General features: G+C 69.9%; 16 protein-coding genes and 1 riboswitch. Of the genes, 3 read left to right on the top strand and 13 right to left on the bottom strand.

Going from position 1 to position 16,318, the window contains the following annotated elements:
- Window positions 1–105 precede the first annotated feature (105 nt).
- Window positions 106–372, bottom strand: a complete 267-nt coding sequence (locus INP57_RS22200) for a helix-turn-helix transcriptional regulator (RefSeq protein ID WP_200072242.1) — start codon at window positions 370–372, stop codon at window positions 106–108.
- Window positions 373–454: 82 nt separating this feature from the next.
- Between INP57_RS22200 and map the strand changes: the two genes are divergently transcribed.
- The gene (gene map, locus INP57_RS22195) at window positions 455–1,279 is read left to right on the top strand and encodes a type I methionyl aminopeptidase (protein ID WP_200072241.1); all 825 of its coding nucleotides are present in this window, start codon (window positions 455–457) and stop codon (window positions 1,277–1,279) included.
- A 103-nt stretch (window positions 1,280–1,382) separates the two neighbouring features.
- Here the strand turns inward: map and INP57_RS22190 are convergent, their stop codons facing one another.
- Window positions 1,383–2,369: a helix-turn-helix domain-containing protein gene (locus tag INP57_RS22190; protein ID WP_200072240.1), complete on the bottom strand. Its 987-nt coding sequence runs from the start codon at window positions 2,367–2,369 to the stop codon at window positions 1,383–1,385.
- Between the two features lie 119 nt (window positions 2,370–2,488).
- Between INP57_RS22190 and INP57_RS22185 the strand changes: the two genes are divergently transcribed.
- Window positions 2,489–5,173 (top strand): helix-turn-helix transcriptional regulator, encoded by a 2,685-nt coding sequence (locus INP57_RS22185; RefSeq protein ID WP_200072239.1) that lies wholly within the window; start codon window positions 2,489–2,491, stop codon window positions 5,171–5,173.
- Window positions 5,174–5,340: 167 nt separating this feature from the next.
- On the opposite strand, the gene INP57_RS22180 is transcribed toward INP57_RS22185, so the two are convergent.
- From INP57_RS22180 to INP57_RS22150, 7 genes are all read right to left on the bottom strand, one after another.
- Window positions 5,341–5,976: a carbonic anhydrase gene (locus INP57_RS22180; RefSeq protein WP_200072238.1), complete on the bottom strand. Its 636-nt coding sequence runs from the start codon at window positions 5,974–5,976 to the stop codon at window positions 5,341–5,343.
- Window positions 5,977–6,113: 137 nt separating this feature from the next.
- Entirely contained in the window at window positions 6,114–6,965 is an 852-nt protein-coding gene (locus tag INP57_RS22175; RefSeq protein ID WP_200072237.1) for an ABC transporter permease, read from the bottom strand.
- A complete protein-coding gene (locus INP57_RS22170) occupies window positions 6,962–7,927 on the bottom strand; it encodes an ABC transporter permease (protein WP_233628060.1) in 966 nt (321 codons plus the stop codon). Before INP57_RS22170 ends, INP57_RS22175 begins: the two co-directional genes overlap by 4 nt.
- A complete protein-coding gene (locus INP57_RS22165) occupies window positions 7,924–9,444 on the bottom strand; it encodes an ABC transporter substrate-binding protein (RefSeq protein ID WP_307850212.1) in 1,521 nt (506 codons plus the stop codon). The genes INP57_RS22170 and INP57_RS22165 overlap by 4 nt, the downstream gene beginning before the upstream one ends.
- A gap of 83 nt (window positions 9,445–9,527) precedes the next feature.
- Window positions 9,528–9,698: riboswitch (cobalamin riboswitch) on the bottom strand.
- A gap of 95 nt (window positions 9,699–9,793) precedes the next feature.
- Complete coding sequence (locus tag INP57_RS22160; RefSeq protein WP_200072236.1) at window positions 9,794–10,003, bottom strand: DUF397 domain-containing protein; 210 nt, start codon at window positions 10,001–10,003, stop codon at window positions 9,794–9,796.
- A gap of 21 nt (window positions 10,004–10,024) precedes the next feature.
- Window positions 10,025–10,861 (bottom strand): helix-turn-helix domain-containing protein, encoded by an 837-nt coding sequence (locus tag INP57_RS22155; RefSeq protein ID WP_200072235.1) that lies wholly within the window; start codon window positions 10,859–10,861, stop codon window positions 10,025–10,027.
- Between the two features lie 511 nt (window positions 10,862–11,372).
- A complete protein-coding gene (locus INP57_RS22150; RefSeq protein ID WP_200072234.1) occupies window positions 11,373–12,131 on the bottom strand; it encodes a DUF899 domain-containing protein in 759 nt (252 codons plus the stop codon).
- A 236-nt stretch (window positions 12,132–12,367) separates the two neighbouring features.
- Here INP57_RS22150 and INP57_RS22145 point away from each other — a divergent pair, with 236 nt between their 5' ends.
- On the top strand, window positions 12,368–12,856 hold the full coding sequence (locus INP57_RS22145) for a GNAT family N-acetyltransferase (protein ID WP_200072233.1): 489 nt from the start codon (window positions 12,368–12,370) through the stop codon (window positions 12,854–12,856).
- A gap of 3 nt (window positions 12,857–12,859) precedes the next feature.
- Here INP57_RS22145 and INP57_RS22140 read toward each other — a convergent pair whose 3' ends face one another.
- Genes INP57_RS22140 through INP57_RS22125 form a run of 4 tightly spaced genes read right to left on the bottom strand, consistent with a single transcriptional unit; the run spans window position 12,860 to window position 16,315 of the window.
- A complete protein-coding gene (locus INP57_RS22140) occupies window positions 12,860–13,096 on the bottom strand; it encodes a hypothetical protein (protein ID WP_200072232.1) in 237 nt (78 codons plus the stop codon).
- Between the two features lie 14 nt (window positions 13,097–13,110).
- Window positions 13,111–14,802 carry a sodium:solute symporter family protein gene (locus INP57_RS22135; protein ID WP_307850211.1) on the bottom strand — a complete coding sequence of 564 codons (1,692 nt, stop codon included), beginning with the start codon at window positions 14,800–14,802 and terminating at the stop codon, window positions 13,111–13,113.
- Window positions 14,799–15,440, bottom strand: coding sequence for a nucleoside/nucleotide kinase family protein (locus INP57_RS22130; RefSeq protein WP_200072230.1), 642 nt, complete (start codon window positions 15,438–15,440; stop codon window positions 14,799–14,801). The genes INP57_RS22135 and INP57_RS22130 overlap by 4 nt, the downstream gene beginning before the upstream one ends.
- Window positions 15,437–16,315, bottom strand: coding sequence for a sugar phosphate isomerase/epimerase family protein (locus INP57_RS22125; protein ID WP_200072229.1), 879 nt, complete (start codon window positions 16,313–16,315; stop codon window positions 15,437–15,439). The genes INP57_RS22130 and INP57_RS22125 overlap by 4 nt, the downstream gene beginning before the upstream one ends.
- Window positions 16,316–16,318 lie beyond the last annotated feature (3 nt).

Here is a 16,318-nt window from a genome sequence, read left to right as displayed (position 1 = left end):
TCGGGGAGGCGGCCCGTTCGAGAGCTGTAAGCTCGGCAGGACCGCATCGGCCCCGCGGCGGTGACGCGGGCGATCGCAGCCGAGGTTCGGCGCGACGACAGCCGGCTACCCGGCTCCCACCGGCAGGTCGCTGCCGCGCCAAGTGGCCGCCAACTCCTGCACCGGCAGGTCGAGCGCTGCACCGAGGCAGATGATCGTGCCGAATCCGGGAGACGGCAGCCGCCCGGTCTCGATCTTGCGCAGGGTTTCCGGCGAGATGCCCGCCGCCTGCGCGACCTCGGCCGGGTCGCGTTCTGCTCGCGCGCGGCGAAGCAGGGCGCCGAGGCGCCTGCCTGCTTCGATCTGCTCCGGTGTGAGCGGGTGGCGGACCATGCGGTCAGGATACGGCTGGTATTACTTTACCGGCAAGTGTTAGGTTCCGGTATAACTATACCGACCAGGACGCGAGGTATCCGTGATCGAGCTGAAGACGCCTGCGGAGATCGAGAACATGCACGTGGCCGGGCGCTTCGTCGCCGAGGTGCTCTCCGAGGTCGGCAGGCTCGCCGACGTGGGCGTCAACCTCATGGACCTGGAGCACCACGTCCGCGGCATGATCGAACGGCGCGGCGCGGAGTCGTGCTACTGGGACTACGCCCCGTCTTTCGGCAAGGGGCCGTTCCGCAACGTCATCTGCCTGTCGGTCAACGACGCCGTGCTGCACGGCCTGCCGCACGACTACGCGCTGCGCGATGGTGACGTGCTCAAAGCGGACCTCGCTCTGCGCGTCGACGGCTGGGCGGCCGACTCGGCTCGCACGGTCGTCGTCGGCACCGCGGCCGCGGAAGACCTGCGGCTCATCCGCGCCACCGAAGAGGCGTTGGAAGCGGCGATCGATGCCGCGCGCCCGGAAAACCGGCTCGGCGACATCTCGGCGGCGATCTGGGCGGTGGCCCGCGACCACGGCTACCCGGTCAACACCGAGTTCGGCGGTCACGGCATCGGCCGCACCATGCACGAGGACCTGCACATCCCCAACAAGGGGCGGCCGGGCCGCGGCCCGAAGCTCCAGCCGGGACTGACGCTCGCGCTCGAGCCCTGGTTCGCCCGCACCACCGACCGGATCGTCTACGACCCCGACGGCTGGACCATCCGCTCGGCCGACGGCTCCCGCACGGCCCACTCGGAACACACGGTCGCCGTCACCGCGGACACCCCCTTGGTACTCACCCGACGCGAACCGCAAAACCCCGCAACGAACGGCAAATCCGGCGACCATCTGTCCACAACGGACGTATAGCGCGTCGGCCGCCGACGCTTGGTCCGGTGGCCGCGGTTCCTGCCGGCCGTGAACGGGTTCAGGAGCGCAATCCCAGTCCGTCACGGTCACGGCTCGCGGATGCCTAGGCCCTGAAGTGGTAGGCGCGTTGTGCGGTCTTTCCGGTGTCCTCGCACATCCAGTTCAGCTCCCAGACATCACTGTCTACAGTGAATTCCCGATCGAATCCGATCCATTTGCCACGCATGGTCTTGCCCATGGGGTCGAGAACGAGCTGGAGTGCTCCGTGGTAGACGGAGCCCCTGTAATAGCCGGTCGGCGAGGTTCGCTCGGACCATGTGCCGGTGACCACGGAGCCGTTCGGCACCAAGTCGAGTCGGAGTCGTGAACCGTTCTCGACGGGCAGGCTCTCGCCGACGAGCCGGTCACCGGCGTGGCGCAGTGGGACGTAGTGCTCGCCGTCGAAGGTCTTCCCCCTGCCGGTGCTCGTATATCGGTACCGGCTGTGCCAGATTCCGGAGAGCTCGCCCTCGACGGTGGAGGTCATAGGCATTGGCTCTGCATCGGCCTCGGGAGCCAGTGAGGGCGCCATGGCGGCCATCGACAGTGCGGCGCTGATCTTGAGCAGCAACGCCCGGCGGCTGGCGCAATGCTCGACCTTCTGAGCCCGGGCCACCGTCATCCGAGCGAGCTCGTGGACATCGATCTGGTCAAGCCGGGCCGCGAAGTCGCGAAATGCGGCGTCCGTGTCGTCGGCGCTGTGCAAGGCGGCGAGCTGTTCGTTCTGCTGGTGAGCGGTGTCGGCCGAGCGGAAGTCGGCGGCGTCGCTGACGAGGTCGGACAGCTGGCAGGTGTAGAGCTCGGCGAGCTTGCCCAGCACCTCCAGGGAAGGGGCGTGCCCGGTTTCGGCCGGCCACTGCTCCCAGTAGGAGAAGTTCTTGAACGTCTTGGGGTCGGCGGGCCAACGCTCGTTCCAGACGTCGGCCGCTTCGCGCTGACTCCACCCGTGCGCCAGGCGGAACGCCGCGCGCATGTTGACGTGATAGCGCTCGGCGAACACCGCCGCCACCTCGGCCCACGTCTTCGACTGGGCGCGTAGCTCGGCCGACAAGTTCCGCTGTTCCTGCCGGAGCCGCGGCTCGGGCTGTTCTTCGCCACGGAGAAGCACTCGCCGAGCGGCGTGGACAGCGGCGGCCGCAGCACCCCGGCGGTGATGCTTATGGTGAGGCGATGACAGGTGAGCAGTACGACGTCGTCGGGCGCCGGGCGGAGCTCGGCGCGCTGGCCCGCCTGCTCGCCGAGGCGCGGTCCGGCGAGCCGTCGCTGACCTTGGTCCTCGGGCCGCCCGGCACCGGCAAGACCACCGTCGTCGAGCACTTCTTGCGCGATCAAGAAGACGTGCAGGTGCTGCGGGCCTCCGGTGTCCAGTGGGAGCAGTCGCGGGCGTTCGGCGTGCTGGAGATCCTGCTGCGCGGCACCGGGCACCGGCCGGGCGGCGACCCCGCCGAGGAAGGCACCCGGCTGCTGTCGACCTGGGCGCAGCGGCAGCCGCTGATCGTGCTGGTCGATGACGCGCATTGGGCCGATCCGGAGTCGCTGCGCGCGCTGGCCTCGGCGGAGCGGCGGATGAGCGGTGAGCAGGTGCTGACCCTGCTGGTCGCCGACGAGGATCAGGACAGTTCGCCACAAGTACGGGATTTCCTCGCGCACCAACGGCAATCCATCGTCCACATAGGCCCGATGAGCGCCTCGGACGTGCGCGAGTTCGCGCTGCGCGACGCCGGAGTCGATCTCGCTCCCGCCACGGCTCGGCGGCTTTCCGCGCACACCGGCGGAAATCCCGGCCACATCCGCGCACTCCTGCGTGAACTGCCGCCGGAGACTTGGCGCGGCTGGCCGTCGAACCTGCCCGCGCCACGCGCTCTGATCAGCGGGATCGCGCGCACCATGCGGGATTGGGCGGAGCCGACGCGGACGTTGGTCGAGGCGGCCGCGGTGCTCGGTGTGAGCGTGCCGTTCGCGCGCGCGGCGGAGCTTTCCGGTGTGCGGCAACCGATCGCGGCGCTGGACGAGGCCACGCGAGCGGGTGTGCTGCTGCCCGCGGAAGGTAGCGGACTGCGCACGTTGCGGTTCTCCTCCGAGCTGGTGCGCGCGTGCGTCTACTCCGGACTCACACCGCTGCGGCGGCAGGAAGCGCACCGCGCGGCGACCCGGGTGGTCGACGACGAGCAGGAGCTGTTCGCGCACCGGGTCGCGCTCACCCCGTTCCCGGACGCCGGGCTGGCCGCCGAGCTGGACTCGTTCGCCGACCGGCAGGCGGATCGCGGCGCGTGGTCGGCGGCCGGTGACGCGCTGATCGACGCCGGGCGGCTCAGCCCCGAGCCCGCCGACCGCGAGCGACGCCTGGTGCGCGCGGTCGACGCGCTGGCCGGTGCGGGCGACATTCCGCGGGCGCAGGCGTTGACCCCGGCCATGGAGGGGTTCGCGCCGAGCGCGCTGCGCGATGCGGTGCTGGCCTACCTCGGCATTATGCAAGGCCGCCCCGCCGAGGCGGAGGCGCTGCTGACCAGCGCGTGGCAGCGCTGCGACCCGGACGACGATCCGCACATCGCCGCACTGGTCTGCCAGCGCCGGGTGCTGCACGCGCTCGGGCACTGGGACGGCGTGGAACTGGTGCGCTGGAGCCGCCGGGCGGTTCGGCTGACCACTCGGGACGATCCGGCGGTGGTGGAGTCCGAGGCGATCCTCGGACTCGGACTCGCCGCGACCGGCCGGATTCCGCAGGCGTTGTCCGCGTACGAAAGCGCGTCGAGCCGGGTCCGCGCGGGCGCGCAGGCCCAGCGGGTGCAGATGGGGCAGGGCTGGCTCAAGCTCGCCCAAGACGATCCGCTGGCCGCGCGGCGCGCGCTGCAAGGCGCGGTGCCGACCGAATACCAGCAGGGATCGACCCGCATCTCGCTGTGGGCGCAGGCGTGGCTGGCCCGCGCGGATTTCGTGCTCGGCGACTGGGACGAGGCACTGCGCACCGTCAACGCGGCAGCGGCACACCTCGAGGACGCGGGCCTCGAACTGGTGCGCCCGCTGGTGCACTGGACGGGCGCGCAGGTCAACGCGCTGCGCGGCGACTGGGACGCGGCCTACGAGCACCTGCGGCACTCGGCCACCGGGGCGCACACCTACGAAGTGATGATCATTCCGGCGGCGCTGGCGCAGGCGCAATGCGCGGAGGCCCGCGCGGACTACGAGTCGGTGCTGCGCAACCTGCGCCCGCTGGTGGACTTGCGCGGCATCGACGAACCCGGCTTCTGGCCGTGGCACGACGTGTACGCCAACGCGCTGATCGTGACCAACCGGGCCGACGAGGCGGAGGATTTCCTGCGCCCGCAAGAAGAACTCGCCGCCGAACGCGGCCACCACTCGACGCTGGCCCGCCTCGGCTACGTGCGCGGGCGGATCGAAGGAGCCCGCGGCGACCTGGATGCGGCCCGGCGTGCGTTCGACACCGCGTTGGAGAACCTGGGCTCGCTGCCGCTGCCGTACGAGCGGGCTCGGGTGCTGTTCCCCTACGGCCAGACGCTGCGCCGCGCCGGGAAGCGGCGGGAGGCGGACGTCGTGCTGTCGCAGGCGCGCGACGCCTACCGCGAGCTGGGCGCGCGGGCATACGTCGAGCGCTGCGAGCGGGAGCTGAAGGCAGGCGGGATGCACGCGCGCCGCGCGGTCGACCTCACCGGACTCACCGCGCAGGAGACCGCGGTCGCGCGGCTGGTCGCGGCGGGAATGACCAACAAGCAGGCCGCGGTCGAGCTTTACGTGTCGGTGAAGACGGTGCAGTACCACCTGACCCGCATCTACGGGAAGCTCGGCATCGGCTCCCGCGGCGAACTGGCCGCCAGGTTCCGCGACGAACCGGAGTGAGCGGCTCCGGCGAGCTCGGCGACGGCTGACTTGGAGTTCACCGGACGCCGCCCGCGTTCGACGGAGAACTGTTTCTGGTGCTTCGCGAAGCTGCTACCGGGAAGCGGACTCAACCCGAGCGGACGCGGATAGCGGCCGTCGGATGGGCGCACCGGGGCCGTGCACGCTCAGCCCGCTTGTTCACCGATCGGGCCGCGGGAGGCGACGAGCCGGACGGTGCCTTCGCTGAGCTTGTAGGACAGGCCGACGATCGCGCACTTGCCCTCGCGCACCCGCTCGGCCAGCGCCACCGAGCGTTCCGGGAGGAAGTCGACGGTCTGGCGGATGTGCTCGTCCACGATCTCGTCGACCTCGGTGGTCCCGGCCGCCCGTGCGCTGAGCACGCTCGGGTACACCCGCTCGACCACGTCGCGAACGAACCCGGTCGGCGAGTTGCCATCGGTGTAGGCGTTCGAAGCGGCGGTGACGGCTCCGCAGGAGTCGTGCCCGAGCACCACCACCAGCGGCGCGCCGAGCACGTTCACCCCGTACTCGATGCTGCCCAGCGATTCGGCACCGGCGACGTGCCCGGCCGTGCGCACCACGAACAGATCGCCCAGCCCTCGATCGAAGATGATCTCGGCGGCGAGCCGCGAGTCGGAGCAGCCGAACAGCACCGCGAACGGCCGCTGCCCGGAGGCCAGCGAGGTGCGCAGCTCGGCGTCCTGGTTCGGGTGCTGCGGGGAAGCTTCCACGAAACGGCGGTTGCCCTGCACCAGCAGGTCGTAGGCTTCGGCGGGGGTGGCGGGCGCGTCGTCGGACATGGCCAGCAAGCTACCTGAGCAACGGCCCTGCGCACCGTGTCAGCGGTCACGATCGGCCGTGTTCGGTCACGGAAATTCGTCCGGTTCCACCGCGCGTTCGCGTCCGACTCCGCAACGTGCGGGCGCGGACACGTGCACTACATCGAGTCGGCGCGGACGGTCTCGCCATGCCGAGCGAGTCTTCGTGTCCGGCGGTGGTGGGTCGAGCGGCTGGTCGCGATGTGCTGGTCGACCACGAGGTTGGTGCCGGTGCACAGGGCGACCAGGAGGCCGGCTGGGACCAGCACCGCGCACGGTTGCAGGAACAGGGCTTCGCGGTTGCGCTCCACCAGCACCGCCCAGTCCGTGGTGCCCGGGTCCAGGCCGAGTCCGAGGAAGTTCGCCGAGGCGATCAGGTACAGCACCAGGCTCAGTCGGCTGCCCGCATCGACGGCTATCGGTGCGAGCGCGCTGCGTCCGATGTAGCCGAAGTGGATGCGCCACCAGGATTCGCCCTGCATCCGCATCGCTTCCACCGCGCCGCGGCGGCCCGCGGTGAGCGCTGCGCCGCGCACCAGCCGGACCACCGCGGGCAGTTGCAGCACCGCGACGGCGATGATCAGCGCGGCCGCGGTGCGCCGCCCGGTCGCGGCCAGCACCATCAGCACCAGCAATCCCGGCATGGCCAGCACCAGGTCCAGTGAGCGGGTGAGTGCGCGGTCGATCCAGCGGTGCGGCTGGCCGACCGCGCCCAGCGCGAGCGGCACTCCGACCACATAGGACAGTGCGAGTGCGGTTCCGGCCAGCGCCAGCACCGAACCGCCGCCGGTCAACGCGAGCGAGAGCACGTCGCGGCCCAGCACGTCGGTGCCGAGCAGATGGCTCGCATCCGGCGGCAGCAGCGGTGCGCTTTCGGAACGCACCGGGCCGACCAGCAGCGGCCCGAAGAACGCGGCCAGCACCGGCACGATCACCAGCGTCCAACCCACCGCTTTCGCCACCGGCCTCATCGCGTCTCCGCCCGGAAGTGGCGGGCGGCGAGGTCGGTGACGAGGTTGACACCGATCGTCACGGCCGCGAACACCAGCGCATATCCTTGCACCGCAGGAAGATCGCGGGCCTTGACCGCCTCGACGAAGCCCGATCCGAGGCCGGGCAGCGCGAACAGCGCCTCGATCACCACGACTCCGCCGAGCAGACCGTCCACCGTGCGCGCGAGTTGCTGCAGCACCGGTCCGACCGCGTTCGGCAGCACGTGCCGCAGCACGACGGCGCTTTCGGAGAGCCCGGCGCGGCGCACGTGCGTGGCGAACTCGGATCCGTCGGCGGCGACGACGCCGGTGCGGACCTGCCGCGACAGCGCGCACAGCTGCTTGCCGACCAGCACGGCGACCGGCAGCACCAGCACGGCGGGATCGCTCAGCAACGACCAGCCGGACAACCCGACCGCGGTGGCGGGCAACAGGCCTGCTTGCACCGAGAGCACGCCCACCAGCAGCAGCGCAACGGCGAACTCCGGCACCGAGTTCAGCAGCACCACCGCGAAGTTCACCGCCCGGTCGAACTTCGAGCCGGCACGAAGTCCACTGAGGACGCCGGCGGACAGTGCCAGCGGCAGCACGACGGCCAGCGTCAGCAATGCAAGGACCAGCGTGGTGGCCGCCCGCTGGCCGAGCTCGGTCGCCACCGGAATGCCGGTGCGCAACGACGTTCCGAGGTCACCGTGCAGGATTCCGGCTGCCCAGCTAAGGAATCGCTGCCCGAGCGGCTCGTCCAGACCGAGCCGTTCCCGCAGCGCGGCGACCTGCCCGGAATCGGCCTGCTCGCCCAGCAACACCACCGCGGTGTCGCCGGGAAGCAGTGCGGTCAGCGCGAAAACGGCGACCGCGACGATCGCGATCTGGCCCAGCGCGATGCCCAGCCGGGTTGCGAGCAGCACCGCTCCCCTGCCGGGTGCGGCGAGCGCGCTCAACCCGGGCTCACCCGGTCGAAACGCGCCCAGTCCAGGGAGTTCGGCGGCGCTGCCCGGACACCGGTGACGCCGTCCGCGGTCGCGACGTTCCAACCGCTGAAGCCCCACACCAGCATCCCGCTCTGCTCCCGGGCGAGGCGCTGCGCCGAAGCGAGCAGCTCGGCGCGCCGCTTTTCGTCCGCAGTGGACAGTGCGCGGTAGTAGAGCGAGTCGAACTCGGGATTGCGGTAGCCGGTGTAGTTGTTGTTGCCTGCGGTGGAGATCATGCGCTGACCGAGGAAGGTCGGCAGCGGAAGCGCGGCCGTCCGGCTGTGCGCGGCGACGCCCTGCTTCTTGATGTCCGAGTAGTAGGTCTCCGAAGGCATCATCCGCGGCGTGACCGTCATGCCGATCTCGCCGAGCTGCTGGCCGATCAAGCTCGCCGCGGACTCGAAGTACGGATCGGCCGTGCTGGTGCGCAATTCCCAGCTCAGCCCCTCGGCCCCGGCCTGCCGCACCAGCGAGCGCGCCAGTTGCACGTCCCGCACCGGTTCCGGCAGATCACGCGGGTAGTAGCGCAGCCCCAGGCCGAACAGGTCGTTGCCGACGCGGCCCTTCCCGCTCAACGCGATGTCCACCAGCGCACGCCGATCCACCCCGGCACGGACCGCCTGCACCAGCCGTGGATCCGCGAACGGCGGACGGTCCACTTTGAGCAGAACGGCCTGCATCGTGCCGTGCGGCTCGGAGAAGACCCGCGCGCGCCCGTCCTGCTCCAGCAGCCGAACCGAGTTGGCGCTCACGTCGTGCGCGTAGTGCACCTGCCCGGAAAGCAGCGCGGTCACCCGCGCGCTTTCCTCCTCCACCGGCACGAATTCCAGCTCGGCGGGCACCGGCGGGCCGGACCAGTGCTGCTCGTTGCGGGCGAACACAGCCGGGCCGCCCGGCTGGAAGGACACGAACCGGAACGGCCCGGAACCGACGGGTTGCCTGAAGTCAGTGGTCCCCGCGGGCACGATCTCGGTGCTCGGCGCGCCCCACGCCGCGGGGAACTCGAAGTTCGGGCCGCCCAGCACGAGTTCCAGCTCGGTCGCCGATAACGCCTTGCTGGCGGCGAAATCGACGTCGGCGAAGTGCGAGCGAGCCTGCGCGCCGGTGCTGCGGTCGGCGATGCGACGGTAGGTGTAGAGGACGTCATCGGCGGTGACCGGCCGTCCATCGTGGAACTTCGCCGGGCGCAACCGGATCCGCCAGCGGGTTCCGGTCGCGTCCGGTGCCCACGACTCGGCCAGCCGCGGGACCACGCTCATGTCGTCGGCGTAGCCGACCAGCGTGTCGAACAGCGCTTTCGCCCTGGCCTGGTCCACGAACAGCGAACCGGTGTGCGGGTCGAGGGATTCGGTGGTGCCGCCCGCGGGGAACGCCACGCGCAACCGGCCCGCGGACCCGCCCGAACCGGTGCAGGAAACCAGCGGCACCGCGGCGAACGCGCCCGCGGCCGCGGCGAGCAGCCGCCTGCGGCCGATCACGGCGCTCACGCCGGTCGAACGGCGGCAGACGTACCAGGTGCGGGAACGGCGCTCGGGCGCACGGGAAACCTCCTCCGGGGCTCCGCGACCCCGTCGAATCTGCTGCGACGGCGCCAGTCTCCTGACTCATGGATCGACGCTCCGCCCGGCCTTCCCACCGAGCACCGGCAGTGGCCCGAGTGGACGGAACTCCCCATTCACAGTGGCGGGACCGCGCCGGATTCGCACCGGGCTTCCTGCGCACCGTCGCAATGGACTGCGCGACAAGCTTTCAAGGCGGATCAGGTCTTGTCAAGAAACCACCCGGCTGCTGTGCCGAGAGTGACAGGCCGGTTGCGACCGGCCGCGCGGGCGATCGTCAGCGATCCAGCTTCCCGGCTTTGACAGCGCTGAGGAACGAACCGAAGGATGCCGCGCCGAACGCCAGCACCGGCCCTGCGACCCCCTGCTTCGAATCACGGACGGCGGCACGGCGGACACCCACGGCGACCTCGACGCACGCACCGCCGTTCGCGTTGCTGTGGGCGGACTTCCGCCAGATCGCGTCCGGACCTACGTGGGCGGTCATGGCTGCCACCTTCTTCGATCACTACGGGAGTTTCGCGAGTGCATCCCGGATGAGGTCGGCGGAAGCCGATTCGTTGAGCGCCGCAACCCGCAACCGGTTGAAGGCAACCGTATAGGACTTGAGGTGCTGCGGACCAGCAAGATAGTCGGCGTTGGTCAGCCCTTCCAGATAGAGGATCGTCTTGACCGGCTCGGCAAGGCTCAAGATCGTGAAAGGCGATCCGAGCGCCAGGTGACCCCAGTTCGACAGCGGAAGTACTTGCAGCGTCACATGTCGCATTGCCGCTAAGTCAAGGAGCACCTCGAGCTGCTCCCGCATCACGTCGCCCCCACCGACGACACCCCGGATCGCAGGCTCACCCAGAATCACCGAAAGTTCCGGTGGATTCGGCCCTGTGAGCCGCAACCGCCGTGCCACCCTGCTCTCCGCGATCAGATCCACGTCCTCGGCCCGGACCGAGATCGCCTGCGCCAGCAACGCCTGCGCGTAAGCCTTGGTCTGCAAGATCCCCGGGATCATGTCGCCGTAGTGGATCAGCAACTCGCTCGCCTCGGCCTCCATGCCGACATACGACCGCGCCCAGTCCTGCACTCGCCCGTATTTGCCACGTTTGCGCGCTTCCTGAGCGAGTTGATGGATGCGCTCGGTTCGGTCGTCCCCGACACCGCATCGATCGATGATCTTGTCCAGCTCCGCGGCCGACAACGTGCGGGCGCCGTTCTCCAGCTTCGAAACCTTCGAGACATCCCAGCGCAGCAGCTCGGCGATCTCCTTCACGTCCACACCGGCGGCTTCGCGAATTCTCCGCAGTTCCAAGCCGAGTTCGAGGCGGCGGATGACCGGGCCTGGGTTCGTCACAACGTTCTCCTTGATGTCCCGGCGTCCTCCTTGCCGTCGAGGCACAGTCTGCCGCGTCCCGGCGCCGATCAAGATCCCCCTATAGAGCGATTGTTCAGACGGCATTGCCGCTTATAACTTCTACTTAGCGATCCTCCCATCGCTGGCGTGCGGCCGGTGGCCGAATTCCTCCTCCCCGACAAGGTCACCGGCCGCACGTCTCCTCCGCCCCCTGGAGGCGCCGTGCAGTCAACGATCGATCCGGCGCGCAGCTGGCGAGGCGTGTTCACCGGCGACCGGCTGCACCACGTCACCGAAGCGAACGCCCGGCGCGTCCCGGTCGGTCGAAGCCGGCGGCTCGGATTGGCCGAGTGCGGGGCCGTTTGCGTGCCGCCGGCGTCCCCACAGTGGCCACTTCCGCTGTGCCCGCGGTGCTTTCCGCGCAGCTGCGCACATACGGCCAGGACCGGCTAGTTCGCGCGGGACAAGGACGCGAAAGACCTTGACCCGCGTCGCGCGCACGGTCACCGGGTCAGTACTCGTCGTGGTAAAGGACTCGATCGCTGCCCGCCGGGGCGCCGTATTCGGTGGCGCGGCCCTTCGGTTCCTCCCACTCCTCCTGGCGTCCGAGCGGGGTCAGGTCCAGCAGGCTCGTGGTGCTGCCGAGCCCGTCCATGCCGCGTGCGTAGGTCGAGTAGGTGTGGAACACCGCGTCCCCGTCGCGCAGGAACACGCTCAGGCCGGGCAGCTCGAACGGCTGCGAGTCGCCGAGGTAGTAGCCGACGCCGGCCTCGTCGAGTTCCTGCTTGCTGCGGTAGTTGTACTCGATCGGCCGCACCGACTCGTCGTGCGTCACGTGGAAGTCGTGGTTGAACCGCGTGCCGTTCGACGAGTACCAGGGCACCGTCCAGCCCATCCGGCGCTGGAACGGTTCGATCTTCTCCCAGGGCGCGCGGGAGACCGCGACGAGGTTGGTGTCCCGGGCGCGCAGGTGCGTGAGGTCGCCGAGCTGGTCCACGAACGCCGAACAGCTCGGGCAACCGGTGTCCCACTCCGGGTCGAACATGAAGTGGTACACGACGAGCTGGCGGCGGCCGTCGAACAGGTCGGGCAATCGCAGCTCACCGTCCGGGCCGTGGAACCGGTAATCGGACTCGACCCGCACCATCGGCAACCGCCTGCGGTCGGCGTTGAGCGCGTCGCGCGCCTTCGTCGCGGCCTTCTCCTGCGCCAGCAGCCGCACGCGCGCCGCGCGCCACTGCTCCGGCGAAACGATCTCGGGCAGATTCATCGTCGCTCCCTGTCGAACAAGTGCCTACGCAGGGGGTGGACCGATGCCGGTGGCAAAACTCATCGGACCAGCCGGCCGAAGGCTTGCCGCGAAGAGCAGCATCCAGCCCCGATCAAGAACACTTGCTCCGGAGTGTAACGATGTCGTCACTTTCGGTACTCACTGGAAACAGCGCGGCGAACCGCCGTTGCCAGCGCAGGAGTGGATCGTGATTCCGGCGGTGCGAGGATCGGCACATGTTCATCCGGGAAGCAACAGCCGAGGACTGGCCGCTGATCTGGCCGTTCTTCCACCGCATCGTCGCCGCGGCCGAGACCTACACCTACCCGCCCGACATGAGCAGCGCCGAAGCCCGGCGGGCCTGGCTGAGCCCGGCCCCGGACCGCGCGACCGTCGCCGTCGCCGACGGCGGCACGATCCTGGGCAGCGCGCACATGCAGCCGAACCGGCACGGCCCCGGCTCGCACGTGGCCAACGCCAGCTACATGGTCGACCCGGACCACGCCGGACGCGGCGTGGGGCGGCGGCTGTGCGAGGAGAGCCTGGATTGGGCGCGGGCGGCCGGGTTCCGGGCGATGCAGTTCAACGCGGTCACCGAGACCAACACCGGTGCGATCCGGCTCTACGAGTCCCTCGGATTCGAGATCATCGGGACGGTGCCGGAAGCGTTCCACGATCCCGCGCGGGGTTACGTCGGCCTGCACGTGATGCACCTGCGGTTGTGAGCATCACTGCGCTGAGGTGTCCTCCGGGCGCCCCTCGCCGCGGCCGAACCTGGCCCACAGCAAGAAGAAAACGCCCAGCGCGAGCATTCCCGCGCCGGTCCACAGGTTGATCGGCAAGCCGCCCGACTTCGCCAGATCCGCCGGACCGTCGAACAACCCGGCCACGCCGAGCGCGATGCCGTAGATCACGAACACCGCGCCGATCAGCACCCGCAGGTCGAAGATCCGCCGCTTCGGCATCGCACACCTCCGCTTCAGTAGACGAGCACCAGGCCGACCGACATCAGCACGACCAGCCCCAGCGCCAGCGAGGCCAGCACGGCCGGGGACTGCCACCACACCGCGCGCTCCCGCGGCCGCCGGTCCCGCAACGCCCACACCAGACCGGTCAGCTCGCTGTCCGGTTTCGGCCGGGTGACCAGCGAGACCAGCACCATCACCGCAGCGTCGACCACGAACGCCGCGATGGCGCTGTAGAAGTTGACCATCTGCGCGTTGATGGTCTCGCCGCTCGGATCCAGCACCCCGCCCGGGTAGAAGTACGGGATGGAGTAAGCCGTCCAGTGCATCCCGGCCGCGGCCGCCGTGCCGGTCACGATGCCCCAGAACGCCGCCCACGGAGTGGTTCGCTTCCAGAACAACCCGATGATGAACGTCGCGAACAGCGGCGAGTTGAAGTACGAGAAAAGCAGCTGGATGTAGTCCTGGATGTTGCTGTAACCGGCGGCGATGAACGCGGTGCCCACGCTCACCGCGATGCCGATGACCGTGACGATCCGCCCGACCTTGAGGTAGTAACCGTCGTCGCGCCCGCGCACCACGTACGGCTTCCACAGGTCATAGGTGAACACCGCGTTGAACCCGCTCACGTTCGCGGCCATGCCCGCCATGAACGCCGCGAGCAGCCCGGTCAGCGCGACGCCGAGCACCCCGTTCGGCAGCAGCCGCCCCATCAGCTCCGGGATGGCGTCGTTGTAGGACGGGCCGCCGGGTTCGCCCAGCTTCGGCACCAGCACCAGCGCGATCATGCCGGGCACGACCGTCAGCAGCGGGAAGAACATCTTCGGGAAGGCGCCGATGATCGGAGTGCGCCGGGCCGCGGAGAGGTCCTTGGCCGACAGCGTCCGCTGCACCTCCGCGAAGTTCGTGGCCCAATAGCCGAACGAGAGCACGAAGCCCTCCCCCATCGCCAGCCCGACCCAATCGCCGAGCGGGTTGGTCCACGAGCCGACCCCGGTGCCTTCCCAGGTGCGGAACAGCGCCGGGTCGGCGATCCGGTCGTAGAGCCCGTCGAACCCGCCGACCTGGTGCAGCCCGATGACCACGATCGGCAGCAGCCCCGCCAAGATGATGAAGAACTGCAGCACCTCGGTGTAGATCGCGCTGAACAGCCCGCCGAGGGTGATGTAGGTGAGCACGAACGCCGCGGACACCACGATCGAGATCCACAGCTGCCAGCCGAGCAGGCTGCGGATCACCAGTGCCAGCGCGAACAGGTTCACCCCGGCGATCAGCACCTGGGCGATCGCGAAGATCACCGCGTTGAGCAGGTGCGTCGGCCGGTTGAACCGCCTGCGCAGGTATTCCGGGACGCTGTGCACGCCGGTGTCGTAGTAGAACGGCATCAGCACGACGCCGAGCACCACCATCGCCGGGATCGCGCCGAGCCAGTAGAAGTGCACCGCCGCGACGCCGTACTCGGCGCCGTTGGCCGCGTTGCCGAGGATCTCCAGCGCGCCGAGGTTCGCCGAGACGAACGCCAGCCCGGTGATCCACGCGGGCAGCGACCGCCCGGACAGGAAGAAGTCCGAGCTGGTGCGCACCGCGCGCCGCGCCAGCACGCCGATCACCACGACGATGCCGAAGTAGAAGATCAGGATGCCCCAGTCGAGGGCATTGAGCTGCAGCGTCCCGGCCGCCGCGGCGGATAACGCTGCGGTGCTCACCGCCGCTCCGGCTGCGGCGCGATCTCCACCTGCACCACCAGATCCGCCCGGTGCTTGCCTTCCTGGACGAGTTCGGCGTTGCGCTGATCGACGGCCATGGCCCATTCCTCGGCTTCGTCCGGGGCCATGCCGAACAGCACGTGCCGGGCGATGAGGCCGTTCAGCCGCGTCTCCTCATCCATCTCCGCATACCAGACCTCGTCGCACAGTGCGGGAATCTCCGACCACGGGGAGCTGTCGACCAGCAAGTAGTTGCCTTCGACGACGACCAGCTGCGCGGAGTCCGGGATCGGGATGCTGCCCGCGATGGGCTCTTCGAGGGAGCGGTCGAACGTCGGCGCGTAGACGGTGCCCGGTTCGGTGCGGACCCGCCGCAGCAGCGAGACGAAACCCGCGCCGTCGAAGGTGTCGATCGCGCCTTTGCGCTCGCGGCTGCCGAGCCGCTCCAGCTCGGTGTTGGACAGGTGGAACCCGTCCATCGGCAGGTAGGCGGCGACCGGCCCGAGCTCGGCGACGACCCGCTGCGCCAGCGTCGACTTGCCGGCGCCGGGCGGACCGGCCACGCCCACGATCCGCCGCTCGCCCGCACCGGCCAGTTCCACCGCGCGCTGCAGCGCGGCCTGCTCCCCCGCGCTCATCGCAGACCCGCCGCGCGCAGCTTGTTGGCCATGAACTCGCGCGCGTGCTCGGCCAGGTCCGCGCTGTCGGACCACAGGTTCCGCCAGATCGCCAGGTCGTGCGACAGGCCCGGCGCCACCACCGCGGAGGAGAAGCTTTCGAACGTGATCGGCCCGGTGTAGCCGATGTCGGCCAGCGCGTGGAAGAACGCGGTGAAGTCCAGATGCCCGGAGCCGAGGTAGCCGCGGTGGTTCTCCCCGATGTGCACGTACCCGAGGCGGTCCCCGGCCCGTCGCACCGGCCGCGACAGATCGTCCTCTTCGATGTTCATGTGGTAGGTGTCCAGGTGCAGCTTGAGGTTGTCCGCACCCACCTCGTCGAGCAGCGCGAGGCCCTGCTCGGCGGTGTTGACCACGTTGCTCTCGTAGCGGTTGACCACTTCGAGCCCGAGCGTGATCCCGGCGTCCGCGGCGACTCCGGCGACCCTGCCGAGCCCGGCCACGGCGTGCTCGCGCCCGCGCGGATCCAGCGGCCGGTCGTACTTGCCGAGCGCGCTGTAGAGGGCACCGGCGAAGTACTCCGCGCCGAGATCGCCCGCGATGCGCACGGAATCGGTCAGCAGCCGCTCGCCGCGCGCGGAGACCTCCGGGTCCGGCGAGGAGATGTCCGCGTCGAACGCCAGCCCGCGGGAGCACACCAGCGCCAGCCCGGTCTGCTCGGCGGCCTGCCTGGTGCGCACGACATCGAGGGATTCGGTGTCGTGCAAGGAGATTTCCAGCAGGTCGTAGCGGGCGCGCGCGGTGGAGCGGATCGCGCCGAGCAGCGACTCGGGATCGGTGCCGCCCGCCCACACCAGCGCATGAACGCCGAGCGGGTTGCGGGGTGGTTCGGTCACGTT

The sequence above is a fragment of the Saccharopolyspora galaxeae genome (assembly GCF_016526145.1).
Classification (GTDB): Bacteria; Actinomycetota; Actinomycetes; order Mycobacteriales; family Pseudonocardiaceae; genus Saccharopolyspora_C; species Saccharopolyspora_C galaxeae.
Note: the sequence above shows the minus strand (reverse complement) of the source record. Positions and strands in the feature narration are given on the sequence as shown.